Genomic DNA, 17344 nt, shown 5'->3' with positions numbered 1-17344 from the left:
TCGACAAGCCATCAATGAACCGCAATTCGGGTATCGCAACCGAATTGCACCGCAAGCTTCATTCCCCTTCCGCCCCTGACCTCGTTGCACGATGGGGAACAGAGCTCGATGGACGACGGTGCGGCGATGTCGTCGTAGTGCCATCCCGCTTCGCTTTGGCATTTCTCGTCGTACGCCAAATTGTGGACCCCTATGCCATCGCTCACCGTGACGTTGAGCTTTCGCCGATCGAATACCTTTCCTTCGGGAGGCGGCGGAATGAGCAATCGGCACGAGATGGTCCGGGTGCGGATCGCATCGAGCGCGTCGGCGAAGGCCTTCGCCGTACCCTCCGCGTCCGACGGCATGACCATGGTGGCCTGCCCCGTTCCTCCGCGCCGTGCCACGTGATGCAGATCGTCCAAAGCGCCCGCATGGTAGGGACTCTCGATTCCGACGACATACGTCTTGATGGGGGATGCCTCGCCGTTGTTCGCATCCTGCACCTCCGCAGCGGTCAACTCGACCGAGCTCCGCTGGGGATCGCAATTGTCATTTGGCATTCCGTCGGTGACCAGCACGATGGCCACCGATTCTCCGCGATGCGCGGGCGCCTGGGCAATGCCCCGAGCCTGACGGATCGCCGCCCGCATCGCCGGCACCGTGGGCGTTCCTCCGCCGGGAACCACCCCGTCCAGCGACGCCGCGAAGAGCGTACCGTTCGGCAGCGGCGTCAAGGCTACGCTGGGCTCGGCGTACGAATCGATGGAGCAGCACTCGGTGCTTCCGCAATACAAATCCGATGACTTGGGGAAATACGTGAGGGATGCGCTCATGTCGCTCGAGCGCGCGTCGGCGAAGAACGCCTTCATGCTTCGCACCACCGGCTCCCACTTACCGAAGTCCGACATGCTCCCGGATCGGTCGAAGACGAATACCAAGTTGACCGGAACCAGTTTGCCCTCGGATTCGGCGGCGGCGCACGCCGCGTCGGGCAACAGTTCGTCGATGCCAGCGTCAAGGGCGCCGAAGGAACCGCCGCCTTCGGGCCCGCCCGCCGGTTCGACCGGGTCCACGGATTGGCCGCTGGCCATGCATCCCACGAAAACGAACAACCATATAACCCGCACAACCGTCCAACGGACTCTCATATTCCCCCTCAATCATCGTGTTTGCGATGGCACCGGTCGGTGCATCGAACGAACGCGTCGGCTCCCCCGCCGGTGTACGAATCCGTGATGGGGCCGAAGTCCCTCACGTGGTCCGAGGGGTACTTCCGATGGCACGACAGGCACGCCCCCTTGCTCGGGCGCTCGATTCGATCCCCGGACAGGTGGCAAACGCCGCACTTTTTGATCTTCGTATTGTAGTCTGCCGTGCGCGAATGAATGAAATGCACACGCGCTCCTAGCTGGTTATCCATCTCCGTGGCGAGCGGGGCATGGCAGGCGGTGCAGGTACCGCGGTTGTCGAGACCGTGGAGTGAATGGCCAAGGTCTCCCCCGTTCTTGTGGCAATTCTCGCAGTACGCCGTCATGGGGCGGTATTCCGTGCGTTGCGAACTCCCCACTTGGAACTCCACCACTTTGCCCAGCGGGAGCTCCTGGCCCAGGTATTTTCGCCGCGCCTTGACGACGGCGTAATACGTCCCCGGCTTGGCGTCGGCGGGCAACTCGAAGGTCCATGTGTCGGTGGAGGGATTCGCCCAACCGCTGCGTGGACCGTAGATGACCGCAAAGCTGGGAACGGCCGTGGCCTGGCCGTAAAGCCCACCGCGATCCGGAACGGCGGTGGTGAGCATGCCCGTCGTCGGGTCCATTCGCTCGACGATGTTCACCACATCGTAGGTTGCGCGGTTGTTCTGAATGGGGCCAACGATGGCGAAATTGAGATGCCCTTCGCGGTGCTTGCGCCGGTAGTAAAGGGCATTTGGCTCTTGAAAGCCACGCCAATACTGGATACCCGACTCGACATTTCCGTTCATGAAGTCCTGAAAGCTGGGCATCACCCCGGGCGCGTGCAGCGGTTTCCCGGCTCCGTCCTTCAAGGTGAACTGAAACGTGATCTTCTGCCCGGCCGCATACGTACCATTGGCCCCTGGCGGGGTGAGCGCGCGGATATCGATGCCAAAGCCGTAGTCCCAGTTCGGCCGGTCGACTTGCGTGATGGGAATACGGTACGACTGCCCCGCGGGCTTGAGCGACCACTGCACGCGAAGTGCGACGGTATTCGGCTGCATCTTGAAGGTGGGATTCGTCCGGTTCGCATACCGCAACTCGACCAAGCCTTCTTCGCTGAACCGACGGGCATTTCGGCAATCGATGTTCGTTGGACAGTCGCGCGTCCACTGGATGGCGCGGAGCCGTTGGGTGAAAAAGAAATTCTGTGACGGGTCACGCCCGTGCTCGTGATCATGGTCATGGTGCTCGCGATCGTGCTCACCCCCTCCGCCCGTCTCGATGCGGGCAACGACGGGCTCCCCGGTGCGGTTGCCCTGGGCATCGATCGGTTCGACGGTGAGCGTGCTCGGGCTCCTCATCCATGGAAAATCTCGATAAAAGATGCGGCGGGTGAAGGTGCCGTCCTCGTTTTTCTCCCCGGAGAAGGAGACGTCCACCCCGCGGTTGCCGTCGTGCTCGTGCTCGTGCTCGTCATCGTGGTGGTGGTGGTGGTCGCGTTCGTGATCGTGCCCGTGGCGAAGATGGCCCCCGCGCCAATCGAGATTCGAAAAGTCGCCCCGCTGGGCGAGCCCGGAAATGCCTTCGTCGACCGTCGAATCGATGGAGGCGCGGATGTCGATTTGATCGATATAGAAGGTCTGCCCGCGGCGGACCTTCAAGGGTACCCCTACACCGTTGTCGATCTCGAAGGCCAGTCCGATGGGCGTATCGGTCGACGTCACCGTTCCTGATTCTTCACGAACGTCGGTCTGGGCGGTGTCTCCTTCACACGCCATCGAATCGAGCACGAGAACCGTACCCAGCAAAGCGAACAACGCCTGGAAACTCGTTACCGGTTTCATCGCTGGGCGGGATATCTCATTTTAATTTCGAAATTGCATTTCATTTTCATAGCCAGGACTCCCCTTCCGCACTACTGGGCAGTCTAGGTTCGCGAGGAGGGGAGAACGTTCTCCTCACTACGGGGGTGATGGAGGAGGGTGATATGCAATCGGGACGCGCATCGAACGAACGCTCGTTGCATGCGTATGGCCGGGATCAGCTTCAACGATTGTGGCGAGCGACCCATCGAAGCGACGCCCCCGACCGCGTTTTGCAGGTATTCGATGCGCTCTTGCCGATAAACGCGGTCCCCAAGGGATGGGACTCCTTCGTTTCCGATGACCATAGCCCTTATGAATTTTCCCTGCTCCTCGGTGGGGCCCAGCCCGAGATTCGCGTTCTCGCGGAGCCCTTGCCCCCGCGGGATCCGACAACGCGGTTGACGATGGGCCACCTGCTCGAGTGCGGGCTCGCCGCCGCCGAGACCCTGCGTCGTGATTTCGGGGCCGATCTCTCGCGTTTCCAGGCCGTGGCCGACTTGTTCCTACCGAAACACGGTGCCCACGGCTCCTTCCTCGTCTGGTTCGCCGCAAGCTTCGACGCCCAGGGGACGCCGTCTTTCAAGGCCTATTTCAACCCGCAGGTGCACGGCCCGCACGAAGCACCGCGCTTGGTCGAGGAGATGCTCCATCGGCTCGGGTTTCCCGGAGCATGGTCGACCGTCGTGCGCGCGATGCCGCGTGGGCCCTACCTCGACGAGCTGCGATTCGTCTCACTCGACCTCGTCGCCGGCCACGAAGCGCGGGTCAAAGTTTACGGGTTCCACCGGCAGGGCACCCTCCACGATTTGGTGCGCGTCGCCGGCGCGGTTCCGAATGCCACCCCCGAGCTCGTCGAATCCTTCTGCGGAATGCTGAGCGGAGGCCATGGCATCCTGTCCGAGCGCGCCCCCGCGAGTTGCCTCGCCTTCGTCGGCGGCCACGCCGTTCCGCGAACCGTCACCAGCTATATCCCGATTCGCGCCTTCGCAGGCGACGACGCCGATGCACGCGCGCGCCTGGTTCGGGCCATGAGCGCCCTCGGCATGGCCCCGGCGCCGTTCGAAAGCGCTCTCGAATCCCTGGCCACCCGCCCACTCGATGCCGGCAGCGGCCTGATCGCTTGGGCGGGCCTTCGCACGGGCCGGGCCCCGCGCGTGAACGTCTACTTCGCGCCCACCGCCCTGGGGGATGCCGTCCGCCATCCAACCGTGGCACCGAGCGCGGACTCGGATTGTCCCTCGGTCGTGATCCGACACTGCGAGGGCGCGCCCATCACGACGCATCCCCTTTTGCAACGCATCCAGCGAGAACCGCACGATCTTCGCAAGCTCGCCCTCCTCATGCTCAACGTGCGCCGTGCGATCACGCGCGACTTCGCACGGCGGCTCGCACGGATCGTCGCCACCGTGGAAGAAGATGGCATTCGCTCGATCTTGGTCAAGCAATTGAACGACGAGCTGGGCGATGGCGATCCCACGCGTTTGCACAAAGACCTCTTCGAGCGATTCATCATCGGACTGATGCCTTGGCTGCCGTCCCCCATCACCGACGAAGTCCTCGCCCCCGGCGCGGCGTTCGCGCGCGTGCAAGATGAACTCTATTGCGAGCGCAGTCCGTACGAGGGGCTTGGCGCGGCCCTCATCATGGAAGTCTACGGCAAACAGTTCGACCTTTTCGTCGGCGAGCAATTCCGCCGCGCCTCCGATCCCTTGCCGCCGGACGTTCTGGAGTGGCTCACCCTTCACGAAGCTCTTGAGCTGGAACACGTCGACGAAGCCACCGTCCTCGCCCGATTCATCCCCGCGGGCCGCAAGTCCCGGCTCGCCGCGCGCGGCGCACGCGAATTGGCCGATGCCGCGTGGGCCTTTCTCGATGGCACCTATCACGTCTGCTATCCATGATGGACTTCGAGCAGGAGCGGGAGCGCTTTCCGGTCCTCCGCGACCGCACCTACTTCGCCGCGTCGACGCTGGGGCCTTACCCGCGCGAGATGCTGGCCGACTTCTACGCCTACGGGCGAACCCTCCGACACCGATCGCGGTGCCTTCCCGAATGGATCGATCGCTGGAACGAGATGCGCACGTACACCGAGACGCTCCTCGGCGCGCCCGCAGGCTCGGTATTTCTATGTGACACGGCCACGACGGCCCAAGCCACGTTGGCAGCATCGATCGAGCCGGTGGGATCGCGGCGCCGCATCGTCGTCGGTTCGGCCGATTTCCACTCTACGCGCTACCTCTGGCATGCACGCGCCGCGGCCGGTTTCGAAATCGTCGAAATCCCCACCGGCATGGATGGCTACATCGATATCGAGACCTGGCTCGGTGTTCTCGACGAGCGCGTGCGCATCGTGTCGTTCTCCCTCGTCTCACCGCGCACCGGTGCCCTCCTCGACGCTGCGGCCATCTGCCGCGCCGCGCGACGCGTGAATGCCGTGGTCGTACTCGACGTGTACCAGGCGCTCGGCATCGTGCCCGTTCGGGTGCACGAGCTGGGGGCGCACGCCATCGTCGGCGGCTTTCACAAATGGATGGGCGGCGGCGGAATGGGGCTCGCCTTCGGCTACGTCGAGCCAAGCCTATGCGACGAGCTCGTGCCGACGTACCCGGGTTGGCTCGGCCATCGGCAGCCTTTCGACGTGCGCCACGCTTTCGAACCGGCGCAGGGCGCGCAAAAGTTCCAACGGGGTGCACCGGCCATGGAGCCGATCTACACGTCGCGCGCGGGCATCCGCTGGGTGATGGACACCGGCATCGATGCCATTCGCGCGCGAAGCCTGCTGCTGACGGATCGGCTCATTCAGTGCGCCCGCGAGCGCGACTTGGTCGTCACCACGCCGGTCGCAAAAAGCCGGCGCGGTGGCATGGTCTGCCTCGACGTACGCAACGCAAGCGCCCTCGCCGCCAAACTTGGAGCGCGAGGCATCGACGTGGATGCGCGGCCCAACGCGGGCCTTCGCCTCGCGCCGCACCCGTGCATCCGCGAGGACGAGTGCGACGCGGTCATCGACGCGCTCTATGCGGAGATTCGAGGGCTTAGGGGTTAGGGGCAGAGGTTAGGGGCAGAGGTTAGGGGGCGTTCTTGGCAAAAGCTTTCAGCTGATCGAGCGTGCCGTTGTACCGGTTTTGATCGCCGGGAAAGGTGCCCGAGTCGTCCCATTGCCAAATGGTGTGCTTGCTCCAACCGGCGGGAAGTGTCCCCACGGTGGAGGACCAATTGGCAATCCAGAGCGGATTGGCGCCGAAGCTCGCATTGCTGCCGGTGCAGAGGTTCCACCACGCCCTGCTGGTGTAGAACGTGGGATTGCGGCCGGTGCGCGCTTTGACGCGATTGCTGAAATCGCGAATCCACGTCACCATGGCGCTGGTGCTCAGGCCATAGCAGCTCCCGCCTGAATACGGATTGTATTCCAAGTCCACCGCGGGCGGCAGCGTCTTGCCATCGGCCGACCACCCTCCGCCGTGGTCGACGAAGTAATTCGCCTGCGCGGTGCCGCTCGAGCTATTCGGCGTTGCGAAGTGGTACGCGCCCCGGATCAAGCCCGCATTGTACGAACCATTGTATTGCTGAGTGAAATACGGATTCGTATAGCTCGTCCCCTCCGTCGCTTTGATGTAGACGAACTTCGCCCCATTGGCCGCGACGGTGGACCAGTTCACATTGCCTTGATGGCTGCTCACGTCATGGCCGGGCACCGTCGCCAGGAGCGACGCCTCTTCCTCGGACTCCGAAAGGGGCCGCCCCTCATGCAGCCGGATCTGCGAACCGGCTGCATGATCCTCCCCGAGGGCCAACGGCGATTCCGACGTCGACTCCCCGCCCCCAACCTCCGTATCGGCTGCACAGCCCCATGTCCCAAGTAGGACTGCACCACCAAGGACGATGCATCCCATTCCGATTTTCGCACTCATCGCCTGCTCCCGAGGTATGGGCGGATAATCCGCATTCCAAGCCAATCCAGCGACTACGACCGAACGACGATGTCATCACGCCCTGTCATTCGCCAGGTGGGAAGGAATTTTTCATACCCCAGTTGCCCACGTCGTGTTCACGATTTTCGATTCGACGAAAAGTTCGTTGCGAATCAGGAAATGACGCCAAGCGGCGATATACCGTGTCTTCTCGAGCAAGTGCGGCGCGTGATTAGAGTGCGCCTTCGAGCCACTCCAAAAGGCGGTGTGTGGCGATGGCCGAAGCGCCCGGCTGGCAATGAAACTGAGCCGTCTCCGCCTCGGTGAACTTGAGGTATTGCTTTTTCGATTGAAGCGCGTCGAAAAGCGCCTGCGACTGGCCATACGTTTCAGCATCGGCATCGACGACCAGGGTATTGGCCTGAATGTCCTTCACGGCATCGCCCAGTTTGTATTTGCGCAGCTCTTTGATCAATGTGGCCGGCGTATTCACACCGTGATGCCACATGAAGTCGTTCAGGCCCCAGCGCATGAACGCGTCATTCTGCATCAATGCATCGATTTTCGCATTGAAGGCCGCTTCGTCCGTGTCGACCAGGGTCAAAAGATTGGGGTCCACCTGCTGGAGATACCCTTCCATGATGGCGCTCCAATCGATGACGCCCGGATTCGCCACCAGCGCCTTCAAGCGATGCTCCTTGGTCGCCGCGCGCGGGCCCATGTAGCCGCCCATGCTGAACGACATGAGCCCGATTCTCGCCGGATCGACCTCGGCGCGACCGACGGCGTAATTCACGACGGGCGTCACCACATTTTCCCAATCGGCCCGGAAAGGAAGGTTCTGCAAACGAAGCACTTGCCCCATGCCTGGCCCATCGAACATGAGCACGTGGTAGCCGCGCTTCATGGCCTCGCCGACCACGAACATGCCGTCTTCCGCCCACCCGTCGCGCCCTTCCTGGAACAAGAGGACCGGCGCTTTCGTCGTCGCCGAGGGCGATTTGCAGAAGTATCCAGGCAACGTCGTATTCTCGTAGGGAATTCGGACGGCCTCGCACGGCGATTTCGAAAGAGCGAGGTATTTGCCAAAAGAATCGACCTCGCGTTGGGCCAGCTCGCGGACCTCGGCAGCCAATGGCTCCATGTGATGGTGCAGCGCTGCACGGTAATACGTGGCCGAGCGCAAATACGCCTGCGCCGCCGAAAGAGGATGCCCGGTGCGCTCGCTTTCCTGCGCCAGCGTGCCAAGCCGCTCCGCGGTTTTGCGCCATTCCCGCGCCCAGCTTGCGGGATCCGATTCATTGACCCGCCCCACCGTTTCCAGCACCTCGCCGGCATCGGCCGATTGATCCCAGACGTGCCCGAGATAAAAGAGCACGATTTGGTCGAGGACCTCGTCCTTGAATCCAAATTGGTACCACGCGCGCGTGCCCGGCGCGCCTGCATCCGGCTTTGACATGTCCCCCGCGTCGGTGGTGGCCGCCGGCGGTTTCGCCGGTGCCGAATCGTCGTCGCTGCATCCCATGACGAGGCCCACGGCCATCGCGCCCGCGGCCAAACCATACTTCACGCACTTCATCGAAATGAAGTCCTCTCTTTCTGACGGATCGCCCCGACGGCATACGCCCGAGCGACCCGACACCCGATCTATGACGCCGGGTCGACGTCCTGTCAAACCATCGTTTGAAACAATTGTTTGATCTGGGATTTCGCCGCTACACGGAGCGTCCTCGGCCGCATGCAGCGATCGCGTCCGCGAGGCCGTGGTCGAGCCAGAACTTGCGCCGTTCGGGATCTTCGTGCGCCTCGAGCCGTTTCAGTCCTTCGTAAAGCGAGGGCGACGCCATCCAGCGCGCGGCCTCGAGGATCAAGGACAGCTCGGGACCGCGATCGATTTCGCGCTGCAAGATGGGCAAAACGCGGGGATCGCGCCGCGCGGCGAGCCCGACGATGGCCTCGGAGCGCGTGTTGACGTGAGAATCCTCGAGCCGTGCGGCGAGTGCATCGCGCAGTGCCTGCGTGTCGACCGCGTTCTCGTCGCCCTCTTCGGTGGGGCCGACCTGCGTTCCCAAGCCGAACGTGGCCCAATCGCGAACATGGTCCTCGGTGTCCGCGGAGAGTGCGATGAGCGTCTCGATGGCCGCCGGCTCCCTCTGACCGAGGCATGCACTCACCACGGCAAAGCGCACGTCCGCATCGGGGTGTTGCGCAAACGGCTGCATCAACGCGACGCCTTCGGCAACCCCGAGTTCCCCGAGCGCAAGTCCGATCGACGCCACGAGTTCGGGCGCGGGGGCAGCGCGAAGCATGCTCTCGAAAAGTGCAACGGTGTCGTGCAAGCGAGGACGGCTTCCCTGTCCCAAAAATCGCAATACGTCGGGAACGATGGCGCGCACGCGCGCATGCTCGTGTTGGCTTATTGGCTCCAGATGTCTCCACACTTCATCGGGGTCGCGCGCCTGCAGCTCGCGCACCGATTGCCAATACGGCTCCCCGTCATTCGCACCGCGGAGTGCCTCCGCGATGCACGTTTGCAGCAGCTCCTCGATGGTCCACCCTGCGTCGGTTGTCGTCACGCTTCGATCATAGAACGAGAGCGATGAAGGGTGCAGTCCGAACGACACGGATGCGCGGCTCAAGCTGAATCGTTTCATAGCTCGTGCGTGGCGCGCGGCGCACGGAGCCGGTGCTTGGCGCGATTGCAGAGCAAGGAACGGAGCGCCGGCGCATGCGCGATGCCCCAGATTGCCCTTCGAAGCGAGGCGCTTCCGCCTCCTGCTCTCGAAAAAGGGAAACTTGATAATGAAAGCTCTCTCCAACAAGGTAGCGATCGTTACCGGTGCAAGCTCTGGAATCGGATATGCCACATCGAAGTTGTTCGCACGCGAAGGTGCCAAGGTCGTCGTCGGCGCTCGCCGCAAAGCGGAGCTCGATGCGTTGGTCGCCGACATCGAAGCATCGGGCGGCCAAGCTGCGGCCCTGGCGGGCGACGTCGCCGACGAAGCGTATGCGCGCGCCTTGGTCGATCTGGCGGTGAGCCGCTTCGGCGGGCTCGATGTGGCCCTGAACAACGCCGGGACCACCGGCGAAATGGGCCCGACCCCCGACGTTTCGGTGGCGGGATGGCGGCACACCATCGAGACGAATCTGACCAGCGCGTTCCTCGGCGCGAAGTACCAACTTCCGGCCATGCTCGAGCGCGGAGGGGGCTCGCTGATCTTCACATCGACCTTCGTCGGCTACACCGTCGGCATCCCCGGGGCCGCGGGTTACGCGGCGAGCAAGGCGGGCGTGATCGGTCTGACGCAGGCCCTCGCGGCCGAATTCGGGCCACGGCGGGTGCGCGTAAATGCGCTTTTGCCAGGCGGCACCGACACACCGATGGCGCGCGAGATGAACGCCACCGAGGACGCATGGAACTTCGTCATCGGCCTTCACGCCCTGAAGCGCACCGCAACGCCGGACGAGATCGCGCAATCCGCGCTCTACCTGGCGTCCGATGCGTCATCCTTCGTGACGGGCACGGCCTTGTTGGTGGACGGAGGCGTCTCGATCAATCGAACGTGATGCCGGGGGGATTCGGCCCTATGAATCGGGATCCGAAGGAGGATCCCGATGCCGCATGCGGACGAGTTGCACGCGCTGATGCAACGTGAATGGCAGTACCAGCTCGAGCGGAGTCCCGTTTACACCTCGCTGATGATGGGCGATCGGCGATGGAACGATCGCTGGGACGACCGAAGCCTCGCGGGCATGGAGGCGGATCATCGGCACAACGTGGAGGTGCTTGAGCAGCTAGGAAGGATCGAGCGGGGCGCGGATCCATTGAACTACGATTTGTTGCGCCGCGACTACGAAACGTGGCGCGACGAGTATGCGTGCAGATTGCACCTGTTGCCCACGAGCCATCTGGGGTGGCTGCCCGAGTACCCACGGCAGTTCCCCGCGGTGGCCACGGCGTCACAATTGGCGCCCGAGCTGCGCTTCGAGACATCGAGCGATTACGAAGAATGGATACTTCGGCTCGAGCGGTTCCGCGGATACGTGGACCAGATTGTAGATGGCATGCGCGAAGGCGTGCGCGAGGGGGTCGTCCACCCTCGCGCCGTGGTGGACCGTATTCCGCCGCAAATCGAGAAGCAGTTGGTGACCGAGGCTCGCGAGAGCGACTTCTATTTGCCATTCACGCGGTTTCCGGTCGGGGTGCGCGAGGGGGACCGATCGCGACTGGCGGCGGCGGCGGAGCGGTCGATTGCGAACGGGGTGCTTCCGGCGTTGCACCACTTTTTGGAGTTCGTCGTGCGGGAGTACATTCCCGCCGCGCCCGAGGCCGTGGGCTTCTGGCAATATCCGCGCGGCGAGGAGACGTATGCCTTTCTCGCGCGAAAATACACGACGACGACGTTGACGCCGAACGAGATTCACGAATTGGGTCTGTCCGAGGTCGAGCGACTGCGGACGGAGATGGAATCGGTCAAGGCGAAAGCCGGTTTCTCGGGATCGCTGCCGGCGTTCTTCGATTTTCTCCGGAACGATGCGCGGTTCTATTTCAAAACGGGCGACGAGCTCGTGGCCCATTACCGCAATCTGGCCAAGCGCATCGATCCATTGTTGGTCAAGCTATTCAAGACGCTCCAGCGGCAGCCCTACGGGGTCGAGCCCACCCCCGAAGCAATGGCCCCAAACGCCACGACGGGCTTCTACGTCCACGGTGCCTCCGACGGCTCGCGCCCTGGTGTCTTTTTGGTCAATCCCTACAAGCTGGAAACGCGGCCGCGCTGGCAAATGGTGCCGCTTACATTGCATGAAGCGGTTCCAGGACATCATTTGCAGGTGAGCCTGGCCGCGGAGCTGGAGGGTATTCCCGATTTCCGCCGCTACGGCCGCCAAGTAGCCTACAGCGAGGGCTGGGCGCTCTATTGCGAAACATTGGGCGACGAGCTCGGATTGTACGACGATCCATACGACAAGTTCGGGCAACTCTCATTCGACATGTGGCGCGCCATCCGCCTCGTCGTCGACACCGGGTTGCACACCAAGCAATGGTCTCGCCGGCGCGCCATCGATTACTCGCTGGAGAACTCGCCCCAAGCGGAATACGAAGTCGCCAATGAAGTCGACCGGTACATCGCTCAACCGGGTCAAGCCTTGGCGTACAAAGTCGGCCAATTGAAGATTCGCGAATTGCGGCGCCGGGCGGAGCGCACATTGGGCGATCGCTTCGATGTGCGCGAATTCCATGACGCGGTGTTGCTCGGCGGGCCAATGCCATTGGACATTTTGGAGCGTCGAATCGTTGCCTGGATACAGGAGGCGGGTCACGATTGACCTCGTCGAGGCGCGTCGGCCGCGCGGGCCAAAGGTTTCGTGATAACGGATTGGGAGCCAATTGGACATCACACTACGCGCCGACGCGCTCACATTTGCGGCGCCGCAACGAAGGGCAAAAGCGTTTTAAGGCGCTTTAATTGCATTGCCTGAAGCGGCGCCCATTTTAAAGCAACTTGCAAAGGTCCATTCGATTTCGCACCGCCGCGGACCTAGGGCTTGGTGATAAAGTTGTTCGATTATGGCGGGTCGAAAGACGGTGGATACGGGGGCGAAGACTGTTAAAGGTCGTAAGGTAGGGACTAAACCGAGGCCACCGCGTGCAACGGTGGCGAGTGTATCGAAGAAGGTCGACGATCTAGGGGAGCAACTCAACGCGCTCAAAGAGCTGCTCGAGCGCGCACTGGCACCCAAACCAACACTGCTTGCACACGAGTCCTTCGAGGACGACGAAGCCGACGGAGAAACGCGCGATTCCCTCGATGACGAGGGCTTCGACGCCGATCTACTGAGGGTTCTCGCGGAGCTCGATCGGCGCGGGCGACACGATGGCTTGGTTCCAATCCCCGAGCTCCGACGAGCATTTCTCGTACGCGGATGGTCGCGAAGAACCTTCGACGATCGACTTCTCCAGGCGGAGCGCGATTTCATCGTCGATCTCAAGACTGCCGACGATCCAAAGCGACTCGCCGAGCCAGAGCTCTCCATCAAGGAGCAAGGCCGCGGACACCTTCAGTACGTGGTGGCCCGATGAAGACCATCTGGAAGAAGGATTCGAACGGCGCGCCACCGGTCGACAATGCGGCCCGGTTCGAGGAGATCCTGGCGGCATCGCCGAGCCCGTTCTCCGATGCGGTGTTGGCCAACGCCTTTCGCGAGACCCCGGACGTCCCCAGCATTCATGCCGCGGTAAGACAACGATGCCTCGAACTCGTACATGATGCGCGCGAGACGGGGCGCACGTCGCTCTTGGCGATCAACGGAGATGCAGGAGAGGGCAAGACGCACCTGATTGCGTGGCTGCGACGTCAATCCGAAGAAGGTTGGCGCCGAAACACTCCGACGGGACGCTTCGCACTCACCGTCATTCCACCGCTTCGCTCGCTCACGCGTGCGCACCACCACATCTTGCAGGAAGTCATTCGGCAGCTCTCGATTCGGCTAGCCGGCAACATCCATATCGACGAACGCACCGATACGCCGATCGAGATTCTCATTTGGCGCGCGCTCCTGAAGGTCGCGAAGGTTCTCGTCGCCCACAAAGGAGCCTCCGCCGACCTTCGTGCCCGCCTCGAGGAGGTGACGAGCGCGAACCCCGATAGATACCTCTCGTCGTGCGTCGATCTGCTCAAACTGGCGTGGCCGACCATCGAGGGGCCGTTCGTGGACGCGGCCCTTCACCTCGCCGAGCTGGCAGTCGTCGATCGTGAGGTTTTTCGCGTGCTCGCCCGATTCCCACGTGGGGACGAGCCCGAGCGAACGGCCATCGTCGATTGGCTGGGGGGCGCCAGCCTTTCTTCGGAGCGGCTCGAAGCACTTGGAACTTCGCTCGTTCTCGACGACGAGGCGGATGCCGCGCGCGGGCTTAGAACGCTTCTCGCCCTCGCGAAATTGGCGGGCACGCCCGTGGCGTTGGCGTTCGATCAAATCGAGGGGACCATCCGCCTGGGCCCGGACGCGGTATCGACTTTCCTCGAGGTCATCACGAGTCTCTACAACGATGTCCCCGGGACGGTGCTTCTCATTTTTTGCCAAACGATGCATTGGCCAACTTTGCGAGAGCAAGTCGCCACCCACGTTCTCGATCGGCTCGAGGACACTCCACGCATCATCCTGAAGGGTCTCACCAAAGACGAAGCTCTGCTCATCGTCGAGACCCGAATGAAGCATTTCTGGGACAGCGTCGCAGAACGACCCAGCGATCCGTTGTTTCCGCTGTCGAAGGAACAAGTTCTCTTCCACGTGGTGGATCAGAACCTTCGCACGCCGCGCGCCGTCGTCCGCTACTTTCAGGCGCTGCTTCGAGAGGCTCCACCGCGAGGGGCGCCTGCGCCGATTCCGAAGGTCGACGTACCTCCGAAGGACATCATCCGGCGGAAGTTGGATACGCTCATGGATGAGGAGAAGCGAATCACCCGCCCACCCGATTCGCGGGCCGAGATCGCTCAGGCCGTCACGCACGATGTGTTCAAGCAAGCCTTGGACTCGAAGCGAAAGATCAAGGAGGCGCTCGTCGAAGAGGTATCCCTGCATCGGGCGCGGCGGTCGACCATCGAGGGCGTGCGCGTCGTTCTATCGCGGGACGGTGAGCGCAAACGCATCTACTTCGAAAGCTCGAACAGTCAGCACGGCAACTCGGCAGCGTCGACGATGCGGCGATTGTCCGATGTGCTCGAGACCAACCAAGCGGACATGGCGATGCTTCTTCGCGAAGAGACCTTTTCGTTGCCACCAGCGGCGCGCAAGGCCCTTGCGAAGATGACCCCACGCGGAACGGTAGTTCCTCTTGCGGTAGGGGAAATTGCAACACTCGCGGCCATCGAGTCGCTGCTCAATGCTGCGGCGGCAGGGGACGTGCCGGTGGATCGCAAGATGGCACTCGACCTCGCCGTCGAGCAGCTCGAGCCGAATCTGTCCATCGAAGGACGGATCGTCGAGAGTGCATTCCCCGTGCGGAGTGACGAAGCGCCGATCACGCTTCGCGATCCGCTGGAAGAGGAAGCCGATGAGCGGCCGCTGGCCGCGATCCTCGAGCACCTTCGCACCAAGCGAGCTTTCGAGCCGGCGGCGCACCTTGCCTCGACGCTCGGGCTGTCCGTCGAAACGGTGCACGCGGCCCTCAATGTGCTTGCGACGCGTGAGCTCGTGGAGGTCGTGGCCGATCGCAATCGATCCCCGGTGGCCCTTCTTCGGCCGGAGGCTTTGTCTCTATGAGTGATAGTTCCCTTTCCCTCGCCGACGTCGTGACCGCAACGCGCTGCCCGCGCCAGCTCGTACTCGCGCAACAAGGGCATCGCGTGGTTCCCCATAGTGCCGACACCTTCGGGCAAGCCGCGCACGATACGCTGCAGGTCATTGCCGCCAATGCCAGCAAGAACAAGGAGGTGGCCGCTCTACTCGAGAAAGGGTCGCCGGAGCCGCGTGCGGTCGAATATGCGCTATTTCGATTGGGTTTGGGCGAGGCGTACGCCCAGGCCAAGAAAGCCGCCAGCCGGGTCGATGGTGACGATCTTGCGCGATTCTCCGAGGCCGTGCATGACATCGCGCACCGGCTCACGCCGCTGGTCGTCGAAGCAGGGGGCAATGCGGCCTTCGCCGAGTCCGAAAACACGGTGAGAATTCCGCTCGACGGCACCACGATTGAAGGTGGGGTCGATTTGTTGTGCCGCTCGGGCGGACAGACCTGGATCTGGGATCTCAAGACGTATACGGGAACCGAGCAGGCCAAGCTCGAGCAGATGCGGCTCTATGGAATGGCGTATGCGGCCCAAGGTGGACCCGCCCGGATCTCGCTCGTCCACGTGGTGGACGAGCGGATTCAGGTCGATTCCGTGGCTCCTCCGCAGAAGGACGACAAGGAGAAGCTGCAAGCGCTGGCGCGGAATATGCGCATATGGCTCGATGGCGAACCACCGCCGGCTGCGCGCGATCAGGATACGTGCCGAGACTGCCCAGCGCGTGAGGCGTGCTGGCGCACGTGGGGGCGAACGCTCACCGACGAAGTGGACGAGGTGCGGCCGATAACGCGACCGCCGCCGGCGCTGGATCCTGAGATCGATTCGAAGGAGCCGATTCCCAAAGACATGGAGCATGATCCGTTGTGGATCGGAATGGTTCCCAACAAAGACCCGGCACGGCTCGAACCGCACGAGCTCGTGCGCCATGTGGCCGTCTTCGGTGCGTCCGGATCGGGGAAGACGTACCTGGCGAAGTCGATCGTCGAGGAAGCCGTGCTCGCGGGCATCCCGGTGCTTGCCTTCGATGTGCAAGGCGACATTTTGACGCTGGCCAAGCCGCTCGACGATGCGACCATCGAGCCAACCTTGCGGGCGCGCCGGGATAGGTATGTGGAGCGCGCGGAGTTTCGCCTTCTGACGCCGATGAGCGATGCAGGATTGCGCATTTCGCTCAATCCGCTGCGGTTCCCGTCGCGGGATATGCCTCTCGAAGAGAGCACGGTCTACTCCGAGGCGGTAACGGAGAATCTGCTCGGCCACGTACGATTGCCCGGCGGATGGCGCGACAACGCCGCCGCTTACCTCGCGGAGCGGATTCGCCACGCCATGAAGAAAGTGGATTCGCTGGCTATCGAGGACCTCATCAACGGAATTGCAGAGGACGAGGAACTCGACAATCCGCTCCTCGATGATAGGCAGCGAGCCAGGCTCGTTCAGGCGCTGCGCCTGCTCACCATGGGCTCGCGGGACCTGCTTTTCAAACTAGGGAGACCGTTCGACCTGGATGCCCTGCTCAAACCGAGCGTGCCAGGCAAGACGCCGCTCAATGTCCTTTGGCTCAACGGTCTAGGCGATCAGCAGAACAAAGAGAGCTTCGTCGCGATGGTCCTGGCCGACGTTTACGGCTGGATGTTGCGCCAGCGCGGCGGAGCGACGCCGCGCGTTCTCCTCTATTTCGACGAGATCGGGCCCTACATGCCTCCGCATGGGGAACCTCCTTCGAAGAAGCTTTTGAAGCGCATCTTCAAGGAAGGACGAAAATACGGGGTGTGCGGGCTGTTCTGCACACAGAACTTCACCGACGTCGATTACAAGGTCGTTTCCCAAGCCAACACGGTGGCCATCGGTCGCCTAAATGCCGCACAGGAGAAGCGAAAGGCCATCGATACACTGGGCTCACCACCGAATTTCAACGTCAGCGGCGCGGTGGACAAGCTCATGAACTCGGCGACAGGCCGGTTCATCGTCCGTCGCTTGGACCAGCCTCCCCACTGGCTCCAAGGCCGAAGGCTCATGACACTGCACGGTCCCACCTGGGGCGAAGACGAAATCCGCGCTCACAACACGGGTAACCTCGAATGAGTCCTCGCGAAGCCCTCCTCGCCAAACTACGAAAGACCTTGGCG

General features: G+C 62.7%; 12 protein-coding genes. 7 read left to right on the top strand and 5 right to left on the bottom strand.

Annotation, left to right across the window (positions count from 1 at the left end):
* Window positions 1–11: 11 nt before the first annotated feature.
* Window positions 12–1073: a VWA domain-containing protein gene (locus tag LZC95_01810; protein WXA95578.1), complete on the bottom strand. Its 1062-nt coding sequence runs from the start codon at window positions 1071–1073 to the stop codon at window positions 12–14.
* A 65-nt stretch (window positions 1074–1138) separates the two neighbouring features.
* On the bottom strand, window positions 1139–3001 hold the full coding sequence (locus tag LZC95_01805) for a cytochrome c3 family protein (GenBank protein ID WXA95577.1): 1863 nt from the start codon (window positions 2999–3001) through the stop codon (window positions 1139–1141).
* A 143-nt stretch (window positions 3002–3144) separates the two neighbouring features.
* Between LZC95_01805 and LZC95_01800 the strand changes: the two genes are divergently transcribed.
* Entirely contained in the window at window positions 3145–4923 is a 1779-nt protein-coding gene (locus LZC95_01800) for an iron-containing redox enzyme family protein (GenBank protein WXA95576.1), read from the top strand.
* The gene (locus LZC95_01795) at window positions 4920–6068 is read left to right on the top strand and encodes an aminotransferase class V-fold PLP-dependent enzyme (protein WXA95575.1); all 1149 of its coding nucleotides are present in this window, start codon (window positions 4920–4922) and stop codon (window positions 6066–6068) included. Before LZC95_01800 ends, LZC95_01795 begins: the two co-directional genes overlap by 4 nt.
* 22 nt (window positions 6069–6090) lie before the next feature.
* On the opposite strand, the gene LZC95_01790 is transcribed toward LZC95_01795, so the two are convergent.
* From LZC95_01790 to LZC95_01780, 3 genes are all read right to left on the bottom strand, one after another.
* Complete coding sequence (locus LZC95_01790) at window positions 6091–6933, bottom strand: lysozyme (GenBank protein WXA95574.1); 843 nt, start codon at window positions 6931–6933, stop codon at window positions 6091–6093.
* 232 nt (window positions 6934–7165) lie between these two features.
* Window positions 7166–8512 carry an alpha/beta hydrolase gene (locus LZC95_01785; protein ID WXA95573.1) on the bottom strand — a complete coding sequence of 449 codons (1347 nt, stop codon included), beginning with the start codon at window positions 8510–8512 and terminating at the stop codon, window positions 7166–7168.
* Window positions 8513–8648: 136 nt separating this feature from the next.
* On the bottom strand, window positions 8649–9509 hold the full coding sequence (locus LZC95_01780) for a HEAT repeat domain-containing protein (GenBank protein ID WXA95572.1): 861 nt from the start codon (window positions 9507–9509) through the stop codon (window positions 8649–8651).
* 226 nt (window positions 9510–9735) lie between these two features.
* On the opposite strand from LZC95_01780, the gene LZC95_01775 reads away from it, so the two are divergent.
* From LZC95_01775 to LZC95_01755, 5 genes are all read left to right on the top strand, one after another.
* Window positions 9736–10500: an SDR family oxidoreductase gene (locus LZC95_01775; protein ID WXA95571.1), complete on the top strand. Its 765-nt coding sequence runs from the start codon at window positions 9736–9738 to the stop codon at window positions 10498–10500.
* Between the two features lie 48 nt (window positions 10501–10548).
* Window positions 10549–12261, top strand: coding sequence for a DUF885 domain-containing protein (locus tag LZC95_01770; protein ID WXA95570.1), 1713 nt, complete (start codon window positions 10549–10551; stop codon window positions 12259–12261).
* Window positions 12262–12589: 328 nt separating this feature from the next.
* Window positions 12590–13015, top strand: a complete 426-nt coding sequence (locus LZC95_01765) for a hypothetical protein (GenBank protein WXA95569.1) — start codon at window positions 12590–12592, stop codon at window positions 13013–13015.
* Window positions 13012–15195 carry a hypothetical protein gene (locus tag LZC95_01760; protein ID WXA95568.1) on the top strand — a complete coding sequence of 728 codons (2184 nt, stop codon included), beginning with the start codon at window positions 13012–13014 and terminating at the stop codon, window positions 15193–15195. Before LZC95_01765 ends, LZC95_01760 begins: the two co-directional genes overlap by 4 nt.
* The gene (locus LZC95_01755; GenBank protein ID WXA95567.1) at window positions 15192–17300 is read left to right on the top strand and encodes a DUF853 family protein; all 2109 of its coding nucleotides are present in this window, start codon (window positions 15192–15194) and stop codon (window positions 17298–17300) included. The genes LZC95_01760 and LZC95_01755 overlap by 4 nt, the downstream gene beginning before the upstream one ends.
* Window positions 17301–17344 lie beyond the last annotated feature (44 nt).

It is taken from the genome of Sorangiineae bacterium MSr12523, assembly GCA_037157775.1.
Taxonomy (GTDB): Bacteria; Myxococcota_A; Polyangia; order Polyangiales; family Polyangiaceae; genus Pendulispora; species Pendulispora brunnea.
Note: the sequence above shows the minus strand (reverse complement) of the source record. Positions and strands in the feature narration are given on the sequence as shown.